Genomic DNA, 18,146 nt, shown 5'->3' on the forward strand with positions numbered 1-18,146 from the left:
ATGGAACGATCAATCCTCATCCGTCTGACTGCAGTCGCAACCCTTTTTCTGTCGATCGTCATCGGCTCGTGGGTCTTGTTCGGCCCGCGATCTATTCAGCACATCGACCTTCCCGATCAGGCCTTCCATCGTTTCCCCGGCGTCTCAGGTCCCGATCATGCCACCGTTGTGCCTCCGCGCGTGTCGACGGCGTGGACGACCTATGCAGAAGGGGCGAAGAGCCGCCTGGCGATCTTATTGACCGATCCGGATTCCTCCTGGCTGGGATTGGCGCATGGGCTCAAATCCATCGGCGTCCCCTTTCGCATCACGCGCGATGTTCGCGAAGCCCTGACGCATCAGGTGGTGTTGGTCTACCCGATGATCTCGGGGAAGGTGCTCAGTTCCCAAGAGCTACAGGCGCTGGCCGAGTTTCCCCAAGCCGGCGGGACGTTGATCGGGGTACAGGTATTGGGCGGCGGGTTGAATGAGACCTTCGGTTTTCGCGAGGCAGTGGTCTCGCGGGAGCGCTATGACCTGCACCTGGCGGAGTCCGATCCGTTGCTGGCGGAGTTGACCGAGCTGCGCGAGCGGCATCTCCGTGTCGGCATTCGAGACAAAGGGATCGAGGTGATGGGAACCTACGGTTATACGGAGAGTGAGGCCCCGCTCGCCCGATTTGACGACGGCACTGCGGCCGTCACGCAGAAAACCTACGGTAAAGGCCGAGCCTATGCAATCGGGCTTGATCTCGGCTTCCTGCTGCTCAAAGGGTACAACAATCGCGGAGAGGAACTTGTTCAGACGTTCGACAATCAGTTTGATCCGACGCTCGATGTCTGGCTGCGGCTGCTGAAGTCGATCTATCGCACCGCCCAGGCAGGCGCGGTGACGCTGGGAACGGTGCCCTTCGGCAAGTCGCTGTCGGTCATGCTCACACACGATGTGGATTTTACGGAGTCCATTAAAAACGCGGTGGATTATGCGGAGTATGAAAAAAGCCAGGGGTTGATTGGCACGTACTTTATCCAGGTGAAATACATTCGCGACTACAACGATGATATTTTCTTCAATGACGAAGGGATGCGGTATCTCGCGCGTCTTGCAGGTCTCGGCATGGAGCTGGGGAGTCACACGATCGCCCACTCGAGGGTCTTCAACCGGTTTCCGATGGGGACGGGGCGCGAAGCCTATCCCGCCTATGCGCCGTTCGTGAAGGATCGGACGACGGCCTTGAACGCGAGCATCCTCGGCGAATTGCGGGTCAGCAAGTTCTTGATCGATCACTTTTCAGGCCAGTCCATCGTGTCATTCAGGCCGGGCGAGTTGTCCAATCCCTTCAGTCTGCCTCAAGCCCTGCTGGCGACCGGATATCGATATAGCTCAACGGCCACTGCGAACAATTCGCTGACCCATCTGCCGTATCAGCTGAACTACGATCGCTTGACGGACAGCGAAGTCGAACTGTTCGAGTTCCCCGTCACGATTGAAGACGAGGAGCTGCCGAAGATGGGCGACCGGCTGCCGGAAGCCTTGGAGGTCGCGCGCCAGATCAGCCGGTACGGTGGCTCAATGGTTGTGCTCATCCATCCCAACATCCTCGATCATAAACTGGCCTTTGAGAAAGGGTTTGTCGAAGGCGTGCGGCCCTACGCCTGGTTCGGCTCGATACGAGAATTCGGCCGCTGGTGGGCGGTGCGCAATCAAGTGCAGCTTGATGTGACGCAAAACGGGCGAGGCGGGACCGTCACGATCACGGCTCCCGATTCGGTGACTGGCTTGACGTTTGAAGCGCCGGGTGGTTGGCGATTGGATGCATCACGATCATCCGTGAAGGGGATTGAACAACGCGGGGCCATCGTCGTTCTTCCCGAGCTGGAAGGGACTCATACGCTCGTATTTGTTCCCGGATCCCGGTAAAGCGACCGCGCGATCAGGCGGCAGACAGGCCGGACGTGTGAGCAAGCGAATCCTCGAACCGCTTGGCAACAAAGGGCGTCAGGATGTGACGCTCCTCGCCAGGGGGCAGGGTTTGTACGAGCAAGGATAACTTATCATCGGTCATTGTGGGGAGGACGGACAAGGCTTCAGCGGCCCGGTAGCGTACCCACCAGTGAACGTCATTGAGCAGCCCGATCAAGATAGCGGCATCTTCTTCCACTCCCATTTTCCCCAGTGCGGTGGCAGCTTGGACGCGGATGAACCAGGTTGGATGGGCCGAGTACTGGCGAACGACCGGAAGATCTCGCGGGTCGCTGCATTGCCCAAAGAGGGACAGGCAACTGGCCAGCACATCTTCGTGCAGCGGATGCCGGACCAGCAGAGGCCGAATCAGCGGCAAGGCGCGATGACTTCTGATCGAGGCGAGAAAGCGGATTAGCCGGGCGGCAATAAGCGGTTCTGCTTTTACGGCGGCTTCGCCCAGTGCGTGAGCAACGTGCTCATCCCCCGCGCCCTGTAAGATGGCGAGTACTTTAAGAGGGGACCAATCGGCGCGTTGGGAGATCAATGGGACCAACACAGGAATGGCTTGCGGGGCATCGATGCGCACAAGGGCGCGGGCGGCCTCAAGAGAGCGAAACGCATTTGCGTCATGCGCGAGTTCGACGAGGCGCAGCCACGCGGAGGAGTCTTTCAAGTGGCCGAGCGTGACGATCGCCAGGAGTTGTTGCCGCGGCGTCCCTTTGGCCAAATAGTGGTGCACGACGTGATCCATGCCGGTCCGCCGCATCACCGCGCACAACTCGTCCGACGACTCTCCCTTGATGGATTCTTGAAGGTGATTCCATAGATAGAGAAACAGCACCCGGTCGCGCGGGTGGATCGGCGGGAGGGTGTCAGGGGCTTCGATCAAGCTCTGGGCCAGGATCGGACGCCAGACAGTTACCATCCGTTGGCGCCGTCGGTCGGTCGAAAGACGCAGCCGACGGATGATGAGTGTCCATCCGAGGAGGAGCAGAATGAGACCATGAATGGTGAAGGTGGCCAGCCATCCGACGTCGACAATTGACTGGGAGAGAATGTTTCCAACCACGCCTGTCACCCGCTGTCCCCGGCTAGGCCGCGACTTTGAGAAAGCGACTCAGCCGTGCGGTCAGCTCCCGCGGGTTGAACGGTTTCACCATGTAGTCGTTCGCGCCTGCGGCCAGGGCCTGCTGGATGTCATGCTCGCTTGAATCTGCAGTGAGCATGACGATGGGGACCCGCTGCCATGCAGTCTTGTTCCGAATATACGGGAGTAGCTGCAGGCCGCTCACGTGGGGCAACATGATGTCGAGCAGGATCAAGCTGGGCGGTGCCATGGTGTCGATTAGCTGTTGAGCCTGGTGGCCGTCGGGTGCATGGACGACATGGTACCCGGCGCGTTCCAGGAGGAATTTCAGCAGGCTCGCCGTGTCTTCTTCATCTTCTGCCATGAACAGGGTCGGCTTCCCTGTCGCCTCTGCCGTGCTCATACGTGATCTCCTTTGTCATGAATCATCTCTGATCCCCTTGGCCGATTGCCCCGATGAGGGACAATCGGGGTAGCGCCGTGGTCGGGGTTCGTGCTTTTATCGGCACGTTGGTGCGGTTCCGACAGGAATCGCCGCACGGATGCAAGCAGGCGTTCCGCCGCAAAGGGTTTCTGCAGGTATTCGGTGGCGCCGAGATGGGCCGCGGCGATCATCGTTTCGGAGCGGGTGTCGGCTGTCAGGAGAAGAACCGGGATCCACTGCCATTCAGGCGTCGTCCGGATAACGCGGAGCAGGTCCAGCCCCGTCATGTCCGGAAGCCCGATGTCGAGCAGGACCACCTGCGGCGGTATCGCCGATGTTATCATGCGTTGGGCCGCTCGGCCGTTCGGCAGGCATGTGACGGCGTACCCTTCCCGTTCAAGGACGAATTGCACCAGACATGCGGTGTCTTCGTGATCTTCCACAATGAGTATCGAAGGTCGTTCTGATTGATGGCTTGTGCTCATCGCCTGTCCTTTTCGTCCTCGTGAGCTTGGTCTCTCCTCACTCATCGAACACCACTTGCACTCGATCCAGATAGGTCCCGAGAAGCTCTAATTCTGTCGCGATGGTCGGCGCGGTGGCTGTCTTCGCGGCTTGTTCGATCGTCGCGGCCATGGCGGTGACGAGATCGAATCCGTAGCTGCCGCCCGCGCCCTTCATGCCATGGGCGACTTTTCGCACGGTGTCAAAATCTTGCCGGCCGAGGGCCTCGCGCATCGTCACCACCTCTTTCTTCCGGTTCGTCATGAATTTTGGCAGCAGGGGTTCGAAGTCCTGCTCCACATGGACGATCGGCAGATCGGGGTGCGCAACGGGTTGGTCGGGGGAGGGCTGGTTCATGTGTCAGGCTCCTCATGCATCGACAATGGAGTGAGGGTGATGTGTCATGCCGCTTTCTTTCGGTTCCTGGCTCGTACCCCTGGCGGTTGCATCGACGGACGCTGACGCGGCCGTTTTACCAGGAGGGCGTCGGGACCGGGCCCTGTAGGGTCGGCTAGGGTCTGCTTGGCGGCCGAAGCGGGGACGAGGATGCGGTCCAGCGTCTGGATGAGCTCCTGAAATCCTTGTTGCTTGACGACATAGGCAGTGGCGCCATTGTTCAGCGCGCGTTGGATGTCCGGCCCGTAGGAATCGGCGCTGAGCATGACGATCGGGATATGCCCCCAGTCGGGATTGGCACGCAAACCGGTCAAGAGCTCAAACCCATTGACGTAGGGGACGACGACATCCAGCAGAATCAACGCGGGAGGGAGCATCGTTTCTATGAGGCAGATGGCCTGGCGACCGTCGGAGGCTCGTACGACGTGGTAGCCCTCGCGTTCTAGGATCGCTTGTAGAAGATCCCCGGTGTCTTGTTCGTCTTCAACGCATAAGATGGTTCGGGACATGGGAGCCTCCTCGTGGGTTCTGAAACCAGAACAGCCGAGATTCATCGAATCCTGTAACGGCACCGAATATGTGGATGTCCCTCTCCTTCAGGGGAGCGCGCCTGGTCGAACATTGCGCTGAACCGTCCTTAGGCCGCCTGTTCTCCCGGTTGAACACGGGTGTACGAACGGATGGCTTCCAGCAAGACCTTCTTCTTTATCGGCTTAATCAGGTGTCCGGTACAGCCCGCCGCCAGGCTTTTGTCGATTTCCTCCTGGAAGGCGTGTGCCGTGAGGGCGACGATGGGCGTTGGTGTCCGTTGCTGCGCGTTCTCCCAGGCGCGAATCGTCCGGGTCGCCGTGAGTCCGTCCATGACGGGCATCTGCATGTCCATTAAGACGAGATCGTAGGGGCCGGATTGGAAGCGCTCGACGGCGAGGGCTCCGTTTTCGGCGTAGGTCAGGACATAGCCTGAGCCTTTTAGGAACAACGTCACGACATCGCGGTTGTCTTCAAGGTCCTCTGCCAAGAGTATCCGGCCGCCAGCCGACGGGGCCGGCGTCTCGGCGGAGTTGGGCTGAGGAGCGGACGGCAGTGAGTGACCGGAGCCGGCCTGACGTTGACCGAAGAGAGCGCTTTCGACAGTGGAGAGTAAAGCCGATCGGCGAACCGGCTTGTTCAGCGATTTCAGGACGCCCAACTCTCTCACGCGGGCGGCCTCCCTGCGCCGTAAGTCCGAGGTCAGCATGATGACCGGTGTGGCAGCCAGGTCGGGAGAGGCGCGCATGGCTTCGATGACAGCAAATCCATCCATGTCGGGCATTCGACCGTCCATGATGACGAGGTGAACCGGGATCGCTTTGTGGTGGAAGTCCCGGAGGATCGTGAGCGCTTCGGGTCCGCTGCCCGCTTCCACCAGAGTGGCCCCGGCTTGCGCGAGCATCTTGCGGAGGACCAGGCGGTTTGTTTCATTATCATCGACCAGCAGGATTTGTTGTCCGGCGAACTGTGGGGTCGTCTTCGTGGTCGACTCGGACTGTGCCGCTGTCTCTGGAATCCGGACGTCCAGGTGCATCGTGGTGCCTCTGCCGAGTGTGCTCTCCGCCCAGATGTGCCCCCCCATCAGTTCGGCTAGACGTTGGGAGATGCTGAGGCCCAGGCCGGTGCCTCCATACTTGCGGGTGGTCGAAGAGTCGACTTGGGTGAAGCTCTCGAAGATGGAGTCCAGCTTGTCTTTCGGAATCCCAATCCCTGTGTCGGTCACAGAAAGATGTAGCAGGGCAGAGTCGGTCTCATCCCGGCGCACGTGCACCACCACTTCGCCACGCTCGGTAAACTTGATGGCGTTGCCTAGGAGATTGATGAGGACTTGCTGCAGGCGTGCAGGGTCGCCCAGAACACACTGGGGGGTACCGTTGTCAATGTGGACGATCAATTCGAGCTGCTTCGCGTTGGCTCGCACTGCCATCAGCTCTCCCGTGGTCTCAACAAGTTCAAGGAGGTCGAAAGGAATCGATTCAAGCTCCAGATGCCCGGCTTCGATCTTCGAAAGGTCCAGGATATCGTTGATCAATCCCAACAGTGAGTTCGCGGCGCGGCTGAAGCGGTTGACGTAATCCTGCTGCTCCTCAGTTAAGGCCGTCTCCAGGAGGAGATCGGCCATCCCGATGATGGCATTCATCGGCGTGCGAATCTCGTGGCTCATGCCTGCGAGGAACTCACTCTTCGCCTGCGTGGCTCTCACCGCATGATCGCGGGCCTCCGCCAGTTCTAAATTCTGGCGCGCCATTTCTTGTGAGGCCTGTTCAAGCTGCGACTCGACGGCTTTCCGTTCAGTGATGTCATGGATGATTCCGGTGAACAACAGCTGGTCCCCGAGGCGAACCTCCCCGACGCTCAATTCGATCGGGAACACGGCGCCATCTTTGCGACGCCCGACGGCTTCCCGCCAGGTGCCGATGATCTTGGCCATGCCGGTTCGTCGATAATTGGCTATGTAGCCGTCGTGTTCGCTGCGATAGGGTTCGGGCATCAGGAGGCTCACATTCTGACCCAAGATCTCGGCGGCCGAGTACCCGAACAAGTGTTCGGCAGCTGGGTTGAACGATTCGATGCATCCGCGCGCGTCAATCGTGACGATGCCGTCGACCGCATGGTCGACGATTGCACGCAGACGCGTTTCCTGCTCCTCCCGCTCCGCTTCGGCCTGCTTGCGGGAGGTGATGTCGACGACAGACGCGAGGACCTGGAGACCATCCGGCGTTTCGAGGGGATTGAGGCCCAGCTCGACGGGGAATTCGGTGCCGTCCTTGCGCCGACCGTAGAGCTCGCGGCCCGCTCCCATGGCGCGGGTGGTCGGGGTGCGGAAGAACGCGGTCCGCAGGCCAGGATGCTGGGGGCGGAAACGGTCGGGGATCAGCAGCTCAATGGGCTGGCCGAGTAATTCTTCGCGGGAGTAGCCGAACTGCTGTTCGATCTGTGCATTGACCAGACTGATGGTGCCGTCTTGGCGCACGATCAGCATGCCGTTCGGTGCGGATTCCACGATCCGGTCCTGGTTGTTGGCCAGGAGGATTTTCTCGTCTTGAATCCGGCGAACGTTGGATAGATGACGTTTGAAGCGGATGGCCAGGAATACTGCGATACCAATCAGGACGACGGCGATGGTTCGATTAACCATGGCAAACCAGGGGGTAGTCCCGGGAGGGGAAAGGAAGAATTCTGCAATGGTAAGACCTATACAGAGCAGTCCGATCAGTCTGCTGGCCCGGCGTCCGGGAATTCCTATAGTCAGGGATACGGGGATAAGGTAGAGCGCAGGAATGACGATACCCAAGGGGACGACGAGATCCAGCAGGGCGATCGCGAAGCAGAGGCTGCCGATTGTCCATGGGAGCCATCGGGGAGCCACGTCATTCGGGGTCAGCGCCGTCAGGTGCAGACGGTGCTCGATCAGTCTCACGACCTGCCGTCCCAAGACGGTCAGGGTCTGCCGTTGATCGTCTGTTAGCTGCCGGGGCACGCGATCGATGACGCAGAGTGTTCCCAGGGCGTGCCCTTCAGAGGTGACGAGGGGAACCCCGGCGTAGAATCGAATGAAAGGGTCTCCGGTGACGAGCGGATTGTCCGCAAAGCGAGGATCTGTAAGCGCGTCCGGCACCTCAAAGATCCCGTTCTGAAGAATGGCGTGGGCGCAGAATGCGATGTCGCGCGAGGTTTCGCAGGCCGTCACGCCCACCTTCGCTTTGAACCATTGTCGCAGGGGATCGATCAGGCTGACCAAGGCGATCGGGGTCTGGCAGATCTTGGCGGCCAGGCCGACGAGCTCGTCGAAGGCTGCTTCCGCCTCGGTGTCCAGGATGTCGTAACGACGGAGGGCGTCAAGTCGCCGTGATTCGTTTTCCGGAAGTGGCGCAATCATAGGACTCTCCAATCAGCTGTGGATCGAGTCTCCATCAGGCAGCCTCCTGCTTCGGAGGTGTATGCGTGTAGGTGTGGATGGCTTCCAGCAGCGTTTTCTTCTTGATCGGCTTAGTGAGGTGCGCGGTGCAGCCTGCCGCCAGGCTTTTCTCCACTTCCTCTTTAAATGCGTTGGCTGAAAGCGCCAAGATCGGCGTCGGCAGACGTTGTTGGAGCCGTTCCCAGTCACGAATGGCGGCCGTGGCGGCATATCCGTCCATGACCGGCATCTGCATATCCATCAGCACAAGATCGAATGGTTCTGACTGGAAATGCTCGACGGCCACGGCGCCATTTTCGGCATAGACCAGTTCGTAGGCCGTGCCTTTCAGGAACAGGGTAACGACCTCTCGATTGTCTTCGAGGTCTTCCGCCAGCAGGATTCGCCTGGTGGAACACGGTTCGGCTTGCCGGCGGGACTCCAGCGGCGGCGTGGCCGAGATGGGGCCGGCCAGGTGGTCCGGCGCGGAGCCGTCGCTGCTGAGCGCGGCACTGACGAGCTTGAGCAAGGCGGTTCGGCGGATGGGTTTGCTGATGTGCGTCATGATTCCCAACGCCTTCGCGCGCGCGGCATTCCCGTTCCTGAAATCCGATGTGAGCATGACGGTCGGGGTGTCGGCGAAATGGGGAGCAGCCTGGATCGTCTCTGCGACGGAGAAGCCATCCATCGTGGGCATATCACAATCGAGAATCACGAGGTGAATCGGTGTCCCGTTGCTGTAGGCGGTCTGCATCGCGGCCAGCGCGGCAGGACCATCGGAGGCTTCGACGATCTGCGCGCCCGATCCGCTGAGGCTGTCGCGGCAGACAAGACGATTGGTCTCGTGATCGTCGACCACCAGAATCCGCTTTCCGGTCAAGAGCGGAGCGGTTTCGCCCCCCACGGCGGTGTTCGACAGGACCTGCGGGAGGCGTACGATGACATGCATGGTGCTCCCCGCGCCCAGCGTGCTCTCAGCCCAGATCCGTCCGCCCATCAGTTCGGCGAGGCGCCGGCAGATGCTGAGTCCGAGGCCGGTGCCGCCGTACTTTCTCGTGGTGGAGGAATCGACTTGTATGAAGTTCTCAAAAATCGTGTCCAGCTTGTCTTTCGGAATCCCGATCCCGCTGTCCGCGACGCTGAGATGGAGCTGTTCCTCCGGAGACCTCTCGTTGCGTTGTACGCGGAGAATGACGTCGCCGTGATCGGTAAACTTGATGGCGTTGCCGAGGAGGTTGATCAGGATCTGCCTGAGGCGTGTCGGGTCCCCGTTCACGATGTGTGGAGCGTTGGAGTCTATGTGGATGATGAGTTCGAGGCCTTTGGTGTGCGCGCGTTCCGCCATGAGTTCACCGGTGGTTTCCACGAGCTCCCGAAGGTCGAAGGGGATATCTTCCAGTTTGAGATGGCCGGACTCGATTTTCGAAATGTCCAGGATGTCATTGATCAGGGCCAGCAATGAGTTTGTCGCACGGTTGAAGCGGTGAACGTAATCGGCCTGTTCCTCGGTCAGCTGTGTTTCCAACAACAACTCGGCCATACCGATGATGGCATTCATGGGCGTGCGGATTTCGTGGCTCATCGTGGCGAGGAACGCGCTCTTGGCCTGTGTAGCCGCCAGAGCCTGATCGCGGGCCCGCTGGAGTTCATGGTTTTGCGCTTCCAGATTCTGCGCCGCGATGCGTAACGCGCCTTCTGCTTCCTTTCGCTGGAGCGTGTTCCGGTAGGACTGGAGGATGTTGGCGCAGGTCTGGACCAACGGGTCCAGATACTCGATCAAGAGCGGCGGATATCCATCCGGTCGACCGGTCAGGCCGATGAAGCCGATGACACGATTGCCTTCAAGTAGCGGAAGGCCGAGAAATGAGTGGCGCGCCTGGTCGCTCGCCCTCGGGTTGGCAGCAATCAGAGGCTGTGGGGCTTCGTTGACGAGCAAGGGCTCGCCTTTTGTGAGCACGTGGTCGACGTGGCGTTTGAGGCGTGGGTCTTGAAAGACGCTGATGAGTCCCTGTTCGGAGTGTCCCAGCGTGTCTTGCTGTAGGGGCGACGTCGACGCGAGGAAATGCAACGCCGGGGGGAGGTCTTGCCGAGGCTGAAGCTCCCCGATCACGCCGCCTGCGCTGCGGGTGAGCGTGCAAAATCGATTGAGCAGACTGGTGAATACTTTCTGGGTGCTGGATTCCTCGATGAAGGCTTCCTGCACCTCGGAGATCGCGGACAACAGGGCCTGCTGGGCTTCGGTCTGGAGTGCTGCCTGTTTGAGCGCGGTGACGTCTTTCGCAATGCCGAGAAATCCCGTGAGCGTGCCGTTGGGCCCTCGCACGGCCGTGACGACCAGACTGACGGTGATGCTGTCGCCGTCTTTGCGAAGGTAGGTCCATTCCCGTTCTTCGTAGCCTCCCATACGCGCCGCTTCAACCAGGACATCGGAACCGGCCAGCGGACGTCCGAATCGTTCAGACAGCTGCTGCCCACGAACTGCTATTTCCGACGGGAGGTGGAAAGAGTCGAGGGTGCGCTGTCCGATGACCTCATCGGCCTGGTACCCCAGCAGGCGCTCGGCGCCGAAGTTAAAGAGCGTAATAATGCCCTGCGGATTGGTGGCGATGATGCCGATTTCCGTGGCGGAATCCAGGACTGTTTGCAGGCGTGCCCGAGTGTCGGCGATTTCCTCCAGCGCCTGTTTTTGCGCGGTGATGTTGCTGCAGGTCCAGATCAGCCACTGTTCTTCATGATGCCGCTCCGGGAGCGTCTTCAAGGAGGCTTCGACCCAGATGGACTCGCCGGATTTTGTGCGGCCGATCAGATCCCCCCGCCAGGTGCCGTGCTGTCGGAGGAGGGGGAAAAAAATGTCTTCGAGTTTCGCGACCCATTCGGGTGGATAGAGCGTCGTCCAGGATTGTCCGATGAGGTCGATGGGACGAAAGCCATGCATGGCGGCAAAGGCGTCGTTGACGAACGTATAGCGGCCTTCCTTGGTCAGGAGGGCGACGCCCTCGGTGCTATGTCCCAATGCCAGGAGCAGTCGCTCATGCATCGCCTCGGTTTGCCGTTGGGCCTGCGCGCTCTGGGCGAGTTGCTTCGTGCGTTGCCGGAGCTCCAATTGGCTCATGGCTTGCCGCGCTAGGGCGGTGAGGGCCTGCTCCTGCTTTGGGCTGACATGGCGGGGATGACGGTCGAGCACGCAGAGGGTGCCGATCGCATCGCCATCGGCAGTGAGGAGTGGAATGCCTGCGTAGAAGCGAATGAACGGCTCTCCCGTGACCATGGGATGATTCGCAAATCGAAGATCGGCCAAGGCATTCGGCAGCACGATGGGGTGCGATTGCATGATGGTATGGGCGCAGAGCGAGCGATCTCTCGGTAGTTCGGTGTGGGGGATTCCGATGCTGGATTTGAACCAGAGGCGGGTGCGATCCATGAAGCCGATGTAGGCCATGGGTGCTCCGCAGATCTGTGTTGCGAGCTGGCATAGGTCGTCGAAGGCCGGCTCAGCTTGGGAGTCCAGAATGCCAAAGCGCAGCAGAGCGTCGTGGCGTCGGTATTCATCTTGCGGCTGCATGAAAGGCTTCATCACGCTCGGTGGCATCCGGTCAGGAATGCAATGGTTCAGTTCGTTAGGCGATAACCCTTAGACAAGGATGGACCGCCGGAGCGCAGAACAATGCACATCTCCGGCTATCTTCTCGGTAAATTCCCGTGCAATCTTGAGCGGTTGATGAGCGGGGTGGTCTGTAGGCCTCCGCTCCACGCCTTCCGGGAAGACGGCCTCTGGTGTAACGGGTCTGATTGCCTGGTCTGCTTGAGTTTTGGGGGGATGCATTGTAAGGTGACGAGGCGACCCTGCCAGATTCTTTTTCCCTTTGGAGCGTGCCTGAATGACTGGTGACGACCGGTTCGTTGAAATACAGCAGCCTTCGCGTCGTCCCTGGCGTTGGTGGCAGATCACCCTCTTGACGCTGTGTGCCCTCGGTATTGTGGGCGTCACGGCTGCGGCTGGCGTGATCTGGCATTTGGCTCAGGATCTTCCCCCCTTGGACCTCTTGCAGGGGTATCAACCGAGTTTGGTTACGACGGTCTATGCCGACGATCGGCAGCCGATTGGCCAGTTCTTTATCGAGCGGCGGACGCTGACTCCTCTGGACCACATTCCGAAGACATTGACGCAGGCCGTGATTGCGACGGAAGACGTGCGGTTCTTCGAACATCCGGGGCTGGACTATATCGGGATTCTGCGAGCTGCTTGGACCAATATCCGTCACGGCGGGAAGAAGGTGGAAGGGGCGAGCACGATTACGCAGCAACTGGCGCGGTCCCTCTTCTTGTCCGCGGAGCGATCGTATGATCGGAAGCTGCGGGAGTTGATCCTGGCCTATAAGATGGAAGCGGTGTCCACGAAAGAGCAGATTCTTGAAACCTATTTGAACCAGATCTATTTCGGTCAGGGGTCCTACGGAGTGGCGTCCGCGGCCCAATCGTATTTCGGGAAAGAGATCGAAAAACTCACGCTAGCCGAGTCGGCGTTTCTCGGGGGACTGCCGAAGTCGCCGAGCCGGTTCTCCCCGTTCACGAACTACGAGCGGGCCAAAAAGCGTCAGGAGCATGTGCTCGCACGTATGGAAGAGGCGGGGTTCATTTCCGTCGCTGAGCGCGATGCCGCGATCGCAGAGGAGTTGAAGTTCCGCCGGCCTGGTAGTGAGCACATTGCGCCGTATTTCGTGGAACATGTGCGGCAGCAGCTGGTCGCAAAATACGGCGAATCGATGGTGTACAAGGGCGGGCTGCAGATTTTCACCACGCTGAATCTGGAAATGCAGCGAGCTGCAGAGAGTGCGTTTCTTGCGGGCGTGCGGGATCTCGATAAACGCCAAGGGTGGCGTGGTCCGAAGAAGACGGTGGATCTTGCGACGGTGCAAATCCCCGGGGCTCCGCTTTCGGATCAACCGATCAAGGCCGGAGATTTTCTTGAGGGCATCGTGCTGAAGCAGGCGAAGGATCACTATGTCGTCCAACTCGGGGATCAGACGGCCAAGCTTCTATTCGACGACATGGCCTGGGCCAAACGTGTGTTGAAAGGGACTGATCCGACACAGGATGCGGTGGTGACGCCTGACGTCAAGAAAACCTTGAAGCCGGGCGATGTGATTGAGGTCAGCGTCAAGAAACTCGCCAAGGACGGGATGCAATTGACTCTGGAGCAGACGCCGATTGTCGAAGGCGGGCTGGTCGCGGTTGACCCTCGGACGGGGTCTATTCGTGCCATGGTGGGTGGCTACGATTTTTCCCGCAGCGAATATAACCGCGCGGTCCAGGCCCGCCGGCAGCCCGGCTCAGCGTTTAAGCCGGTGATCTACGCCACGGCGATGGCGCAGGGGATGAGTCCTGCGACGCAAATTCTCGATGCGCCGGTGGTGTACGAGCAGGAAGCCGACGATAAAATCTGGAAGCCGGAGAACTACGGACGGAAATTCCACGGGATGGTGACGCTGCGCGATGCCCTGGCGCACTCACATAATCTGGCCACCGTGCGATTGCTGGACAAGGTGGGCATCAAGAATGTCATTGAGTTTGCGCGAACGGTCGGCGTCACAAGTCCGCTTCCCGCAGATTTATCCCTGGGGTTGGGATCGTCCTCTATCGGGCTGCTGGAACTGACCTCGGTCTACGGCGTGTTTCTGAACAAGGGGACGAGAGCCGAGCCCTTTGCGATTAAGGTGGCCAAGGACAGTACCGGCAAGACACTTGAAGCCATGGAGGATCAGCCGCACGAACTCATCGCGAAGGAGACGGCCTATCTGATCACCAACATGATGGAAGATGTGATTCAGAAAGGGACCGGTCAGGCGGCGAAGGTGATCGATCGACCGATCGCCGGCAAGACCGGCACAACGAACGAATACATCAATGCCTGGTTTATCGGCGGAGCTCCGAACTTGGTAACGGGGGTATATGTCGGGTTTGACGATCGCCGGCCCTTGGGAGAAAGCGAGACCGGTGCCCGTTCGGCGCTGCCGATTTGGATTCAATTCATGAAGGAGGCCTTGCTCCAATTGCCGGTGGTGCCGTTTGAAATTCCTGAAGGCATCACCTATGTAAAAGTCGATCCGACCACCGGGCTGCTGGAGTCGGAGCAGGATGGGGACGGAGGAAAAGGCTCGGTCGAGCTGTTCGCCAAAGGAAGCGAACCCACCCAATCGGCTGCGCGCCGTCTCGGGCCGACAGATTTCTATAAGCTGGATCAGATTCCTGAAGGGGGGCCTGTCGGGGAGGGTATCGCTTCGCCGTGAGTTGTTAGGATTGTGAGTCCTGGTATTCCTCATGCCAGGCCATCTGAATCGCTTCGAGGATCTTCTCGTTCGACTTCTTGGGGTCATCCTTAAAATCAGGCAGTGCCACGATCCAGGCGTGCATGTCCGTGAATCGAACGGCCAGCGGATCCGCGTCCGGGTGCTCCTCGACCAGTCGAATCGCAATATCTTCCGTATTCTGCCACTTCAAATCCATCGGGTGTCCTCGTTATCAGGGATTACGTAACTTCAGAGACCTTTTTGCCTTGCAGTCCTCGCTTGAGGGAATCGTCCAACATGGCTACAGTCAGGCCTTTCGCGGCTTGTTCAAGCTCGGCCATGCGAGCGCGGATGGCGCGCGGGTCGTTCCCATCCTTGGCCGCAGCCAGTGCCGAGAGTACTTGGCGAATGGCGGTGATCTCGGCGGCGGAGATGAGCTGCCCGCCGTCGGTTAAGGACTTTTCCGTGGTGATGATCAAGGCTCCGGCGTCGAGCCGGGCTTCAATCAACTTTCGCGCGCTGACATCGTCTGCGGCGAACTTGAATGAGTCTTCGATCATCTTCTCCACTTCTTGATCCGACAACCCGTAGGAGGGTTTGACCTCGATCGACTGGGTTTCACCGGTGCGCATGTCTTTGGCCATGACGTTCAGAATGCCGTTGGCATCGATCAGGAAGGTCACTTCGATGCGCGGCACTCCCGCTGGCAGCGGCGGGACTTTCAGCCGGAATCGGGCCAGGCTGCGGTTGTCTTTCGCCAGTTCCCGTTCGCCTTGGAGAATGTGGATGTCTACGCCGGTCTGTCCGTCCACATAGGTTGTAAACATCTCCTTGGCGCTGGCGGGAATTGTCGTGTTGCGGCGGATCAGGCTGCTCATGACCCCGCCCATCGTTTCGATGCCCAGCGAAAGAGGCGTCACGTCGAGGAGGAGCATGTCGGTCGTGCCGCCGCTCAGAATGTCGGCCTGCACGGCGGCGCCGAGGGCCACGACTTCGTCCGGGTTGAGCTCGCAATGCGGTTGCGTGCCAAAGAGAGCCTGCACGCGTTGACGGACCAGCGGCATGCGGGTCGAGCCGCCGACGAGCACAACTTCGTCGATGTCGGCTGCAGTCAGCTCCGCATCCTTGAGGGCGAGACGGCAGGGTCCCAGGGTACGTTCCACCAGGGCGTTGCAGAGCGACTCCAGGTGTTCGCGCGTGAGTTCGCGGGTGAACAGACCCTTGCCGTCAGGAAGTTCGAGGTTCACGGTGGTCTTGAGTTCATCCGAGAGGCGGATTTTTGCCCGCTCGGCTTCAAGCCGGATTCCCTGCATATGATCGGGATGAGCCTTGAGGTCGAGCCCGAACTGCTGGCGAATGTCTGCGACAAAGATGTCGGCGATCAACTGGTCGAAGTCGTCGCCGCCCAGGTGGGTATCTCCGTTGGTGGCAAGCACTTCGAAGATACCGTTCTTCAACTTCAAGATTGATATATCGAAAGTCCCGCCGCCGAGATCGTAGACCGCGATCGTTCCCTGCGTCTTTTCTTGGAGCCCATAAGCCAACGAGGCCGCGGTTGGCTCATTGATGATGCGCAGAACCTCAAGCCCCGCGATCATACCGGCGTCCTTGGTGGCCTGGCGCTGGCTGTCGTTGAAGTAGGCGGGGACGGTGATGACGGCTTTGGTGATGCTCTCACCGAGAAAGGCTTCCGCCCGGAGCTTCAACTCCTTCAGGATCATGGCGGAGATCTGCGGCGGCGAATAGGTTTTCTCGCCGAGCTTGATCCGGATAACTCCGCCTTTCTCGGTGAGCGTATAGGGAAAGTAGGCCAGTTCGTCCTGAACGTCGGCCAGGCCCTTGCCCATGAACCGCTTGACGGAATAGACGGTCCGCTCGGGGTTTCTGGTCAGGTGTTCTTTCGCCGGATCGCCGACGATGAGCCCGTTATCGGTCAGCGCAACGACGGAGGGGACCATGGCCCGTTCGTGGCGTCCTGCGATGACACGGGGCGTGCCCTCGTCCATATAGGCGACAAGGGAGTTCGTTGTTCCGAGGTCTATGCCGACGATGCGTGCCATGGTGATTATGCGATGGTGGCGACGAGGTCGTTGACGATGTTCTTGACGTAGGTGCGGTTGGAGAGGATGTCCCGCATATCTTTCAGAATACGGTCCCGTTCGGTGCGCGCCTGTTCGGTGGCTTCGCCGCGGTCTTGTAGCCCATCCCACCGGCCGAAGAGTTGGTGAAGTTGGGTTTCCATATCTCGTTGCCGACCCTCAAGCGTGGTGCGTTCGGATTGGAGCTGTGAACGGAGCGCAGCGGCCGCGTCGGAGGTCCGGTCACTGGCGCGGAATTCATCGAGCGTGTCCTGGAGTTCGAGGATTTCTTCGAAGAGGTCAGCGGGCGGTGTCGTCCGGATCTCTTTCACCGAGCCGGCTTCGAGGTCCAGCAGATATTCGGCTCGCTGAATCGGATCCCGCAGCGTGCGATAGGCGGTATTCAGCATGGCCGAGTTGCCGAGGCTGATGGTCTGCTCCGCATCGCTCTTATTCTGGTAAAAGTCGGGATGGAACGCCCGGCTCAATTCGTAGAATTTGGTTTCCAGCTGTTGCTGATCGAGGGCCAATCGGCGGGGAATGCCGAAGCAGGTGAAGTAATCCAATTCCTTCGACACCGGCTGGACCTTCACGCAGCGATCGCAGAAGTATTCTCCCGAGACCTCGGATTGGCAGTGCCAGCACATACTGCGAGCCATTTGCAGCTCGCGCCGGTCACCGGTGCTATGGGTATGGTTGTGTCCATCCATGGGCGGTACTCGTTTAAGCCGAAAAAGACTCTCCGCAGCCGCAGGTTTTGTTGGCGTTCGGATTCACGAACTTGAAATTCCCGCCCATCAGGTCCTTGTGAAAGTCCAGCTGGGTGCCTTGCAGGTAGATCGCACTCTTGGCGTCCACAATGATCTTCACGCCGTCGAAGTCATAGACCTGGTCGTATTGGCCGATCTTTTCGTCGAAGTTGATGGTATAGCTCAGACCGGAGCAGCCGCCCCCTTTGACGCCGAGGCGGAGGCCGCCTTCTTCGATGCCTTGGACATTGATCAGGCGCTTCACTTCCTTAATCGCTGCATCGGTGAGCGAAATGACCGGGGTCTGGGCTTCCGTATTCGTGGCGTCCATAGTGCGTTCCCTTCTGCCGTTACTTTGTGTCGGCTTTCTTCTGATAGTCGGCCAGTGCCGCCTTGATCGCATCCTCAGCCAGAACCGAACAGTGGATCTTGACCGGCGGCAGGTTCAATTCATGAACGATGTCGGTGTTCTTAATCTTTTGGGCCTCTTCGATGGTCTTACCCTTGAGCCATTCAGTGGCCAGGCTGGAGCTGGCAATGGCTGAGCCGCAGCCGAAGGTTTTGAACTTGGCATCGACGATCGTATCGTTCTGGACCTTGATCTGCAGCTTCATGACGTCGCCGCACTCGGGCGCACCAACCATCCCGGTTCCTACGCCCTCTTCGTCTTTCTTGAAGCTCCCCATGTTCCGGGGATTATTGAAATGATCAACGACTTTGTCACTGTATGCCATGGTGCGTCCTCCTCG

General features: G+C 59.5%; 14 protein-coding genes. 2 read left to right on the top strand and 12 right to left on the bottom strand.

Going from position 1 to position 18,146, the window contains the following annotated elements; translation table 11 throughout:
* Positions 1-1,899: a hypothetical protein gene (locus Q7U39_12705; protein ID MDO9118812.1), complete on the top strand. Its 1,899-nt coding sequence runs from the start codon at positions 1-3 to the stop codon at positions 1,897-1,899.
* 13 nt (positions 1,900-1,912) lie between these two features.
* Here the strand turns inward: Q7U39_12705 and Q7U39_12710 are convergent, their stop codons facing one another.
* The 7 genes from Q7U39_12710 to Q7U39_12740 all read right to left on the bottom strand — a co-directional run bounded on the left by Q7U39_12710 (position 1,913) and on the right by Q7U39_12740 (position 11,845).
* Positions 1,913-3,013, bottom strand: a complete 1,101-nt coding sequence (locus Q7U39_12710; protein MDO9118813.1) for a HEAT repeat domain-containing protein — start codon at positions 3,011-3,013, stop codon at positions 1,913-1,915.
* 22 nt (positions 3,014-3,035) lie between these two features.
* The gene (locus tag Q7U39_12715) at positions 3,036-3,434 is read right to left on the bottom strand and encodes a response regulator (protein MDO9118814.1); all 399 of its coding nucleotides are present in this window, start codon (positions 3,432-3,434) and stop codon (positions 3,036-3,038) included.
* Complete coding sequence (locus Q7U39_12720) at positions 3,431-3,940, bottom strand: response regulator transcription factor (protein ID MDO9118815.1); 510 nt, start codon at positions 3,938-3,940, stop codon at positions 3,431-3,433. The genes Q7U39_12715 and Q7U39_12720 overlap by 4 nt, the downstream gene beginning before the upstream one ends.
* Before the next feature lie 37 nt (positions 3,941-3,977).
* The gene (locus Q7U39_12725) at positions 3,978-4,316 is read right to left on the bottom strand and encodes an Hpt domain-containing protein (protein ID MDO9118816.1); all 339 of its coding nucleotides are present in this window, start codon (positions 4,314-4,316) and stop codon (positions 3,978-3,980) included.
* Between the two features lie 44 nt (positions 4,317-4,360).
* A complete protein-coding gene (locus Q7U39_12730) occupies positions 4,361-4,864 on the bottom strand; it encodes a response regulator (protein ID MDO9118817.1) in 504 nt (167 codons plus the stop codon).
* A 128-nt stretch (positions 4,865-4,992) separates the two neighbouring features.
* On the bottom strand, positions 4,993-8,265 hold the full coding sequence (locus tag Q7U39_12735) for a PAS domain S-box protein (GenBank protein ID MDO9118818.1): 3,273 nt from the start codon (positions 8,263-8,265) through the stop codon (positions 4,993-4,995).
* 34 nt (positions 8,266-8,299) lie between these two features.
* Positions 8,300-11,845 carry a response regulator gene (locus Q7U39_12740; protein ID MDO9118819.1) on the bottom strand — a complete coding sequence of 1,182 codons (3,546 nt, stop codon included), beginning with the start codon at positions 11,843-11,845 and terminating at the stop codon, positions 8,300-8,302.
* Positions 11,846-12,161: 316 nt separating this feature from the next.
* On the opposite strand from Q7U39_12740, the gene Q7U39_12745 reads away from it, so the two are divergent.
* A complete protein-coding gene (locus Q7U39_12745) occupies positions 12,162-14,570 on the top strand; it encodes a PBP1A family penicillin-binding protein (protein MDO9118820.1) in 2,409 nt (802 codons plus the stop codon).
* A 4-nt stretch (positions 14,571-14,574) separates the two neighbouring features.
* Here the strand turns inward: Q7U39_12745 and iscX are convergent, their stop codons facing one another.
* Genes iscX through iscU form a run of 5 tightly spaced genes read right to left on the bottom strand, consistent with a single transcriptional unit; the run spans position 14,575 to position 18,131 of the window.
* The gene (gene iscX, locus Q7U39_12750) at positions 14,575-14,787 is read right to left on the bottom strand and encodes a Fe-S cluster assembly protein IscX (GenBank protein ID MDO9118821.1); all 213 of its coding nucleotides are present in this window, start codon (positions 14,785-14,787) and stop codon (positions 14,575-14,577) included.
* Between the two features lie 22 nt (positions 14,788-14,809).
* On the bottom strand, positions 14,810-16,630 hold the full coding sequence (gene dnaK, locus Q7U39_12755; protein MDO9118822.1) for a molecular chaperone DnaK: 1,821 nt from the start codon (positions 16,628-16,630) through the stop codon (positions 14,810-14,812).
* A gap of 5 nt (positions 16,631-16,635) precedes the next feature.
* Positions 16,636-17,358: a Fe-S protein assembly co-chaperone HscB gene (gene hscB / locus Q7U39_12760; GenBank protein MDO9118823.1), complete on the bottom strand. Its 723-nt coding sequence runs from the start codon at positions 17,356-17,358 to the stop codon at positions 16,636-16,638.
* A 13-nt stretch (positions 17,359-17,371) separates the two neighbouring features.
* Positions 17,372-17,728 carry an iron-sulfur cluster assembly accessory protein gene (locus tag Q7U39_12765; protein MDO9118824.1) on the bottom strand — a complete coding sequence of 119 codons (357 nt, stop codon included), beginning with the start codon at positions 17,726-17,728 and terminating at the stop codon, positions 17,372-17,374.
* A gap of 19 nt (positions 17,729-17,747) precedes the next feature.
* On the bottom strand, positions 17,748-18,131 hold the full coding sequence (iscU, locus tag Q7U39_12770; protein ID MDO9118825.1) for a Fe-S cluster assembly scaffold IscU: 384 nt from the start codon (positions 18,129-18,131) through the stop codon (positions 17,748-17,750).
* Positions 18,132-18,146: the final 15 nt, after the last annotated feature.

Source organism: Nitrospira sp. (assembly GCA_030653545.1).
GTDB lineage: Bacteria > Nitrospirota > Nitrospiria > Nitrospirales > Nitrospiraceae > Nitrospira_D.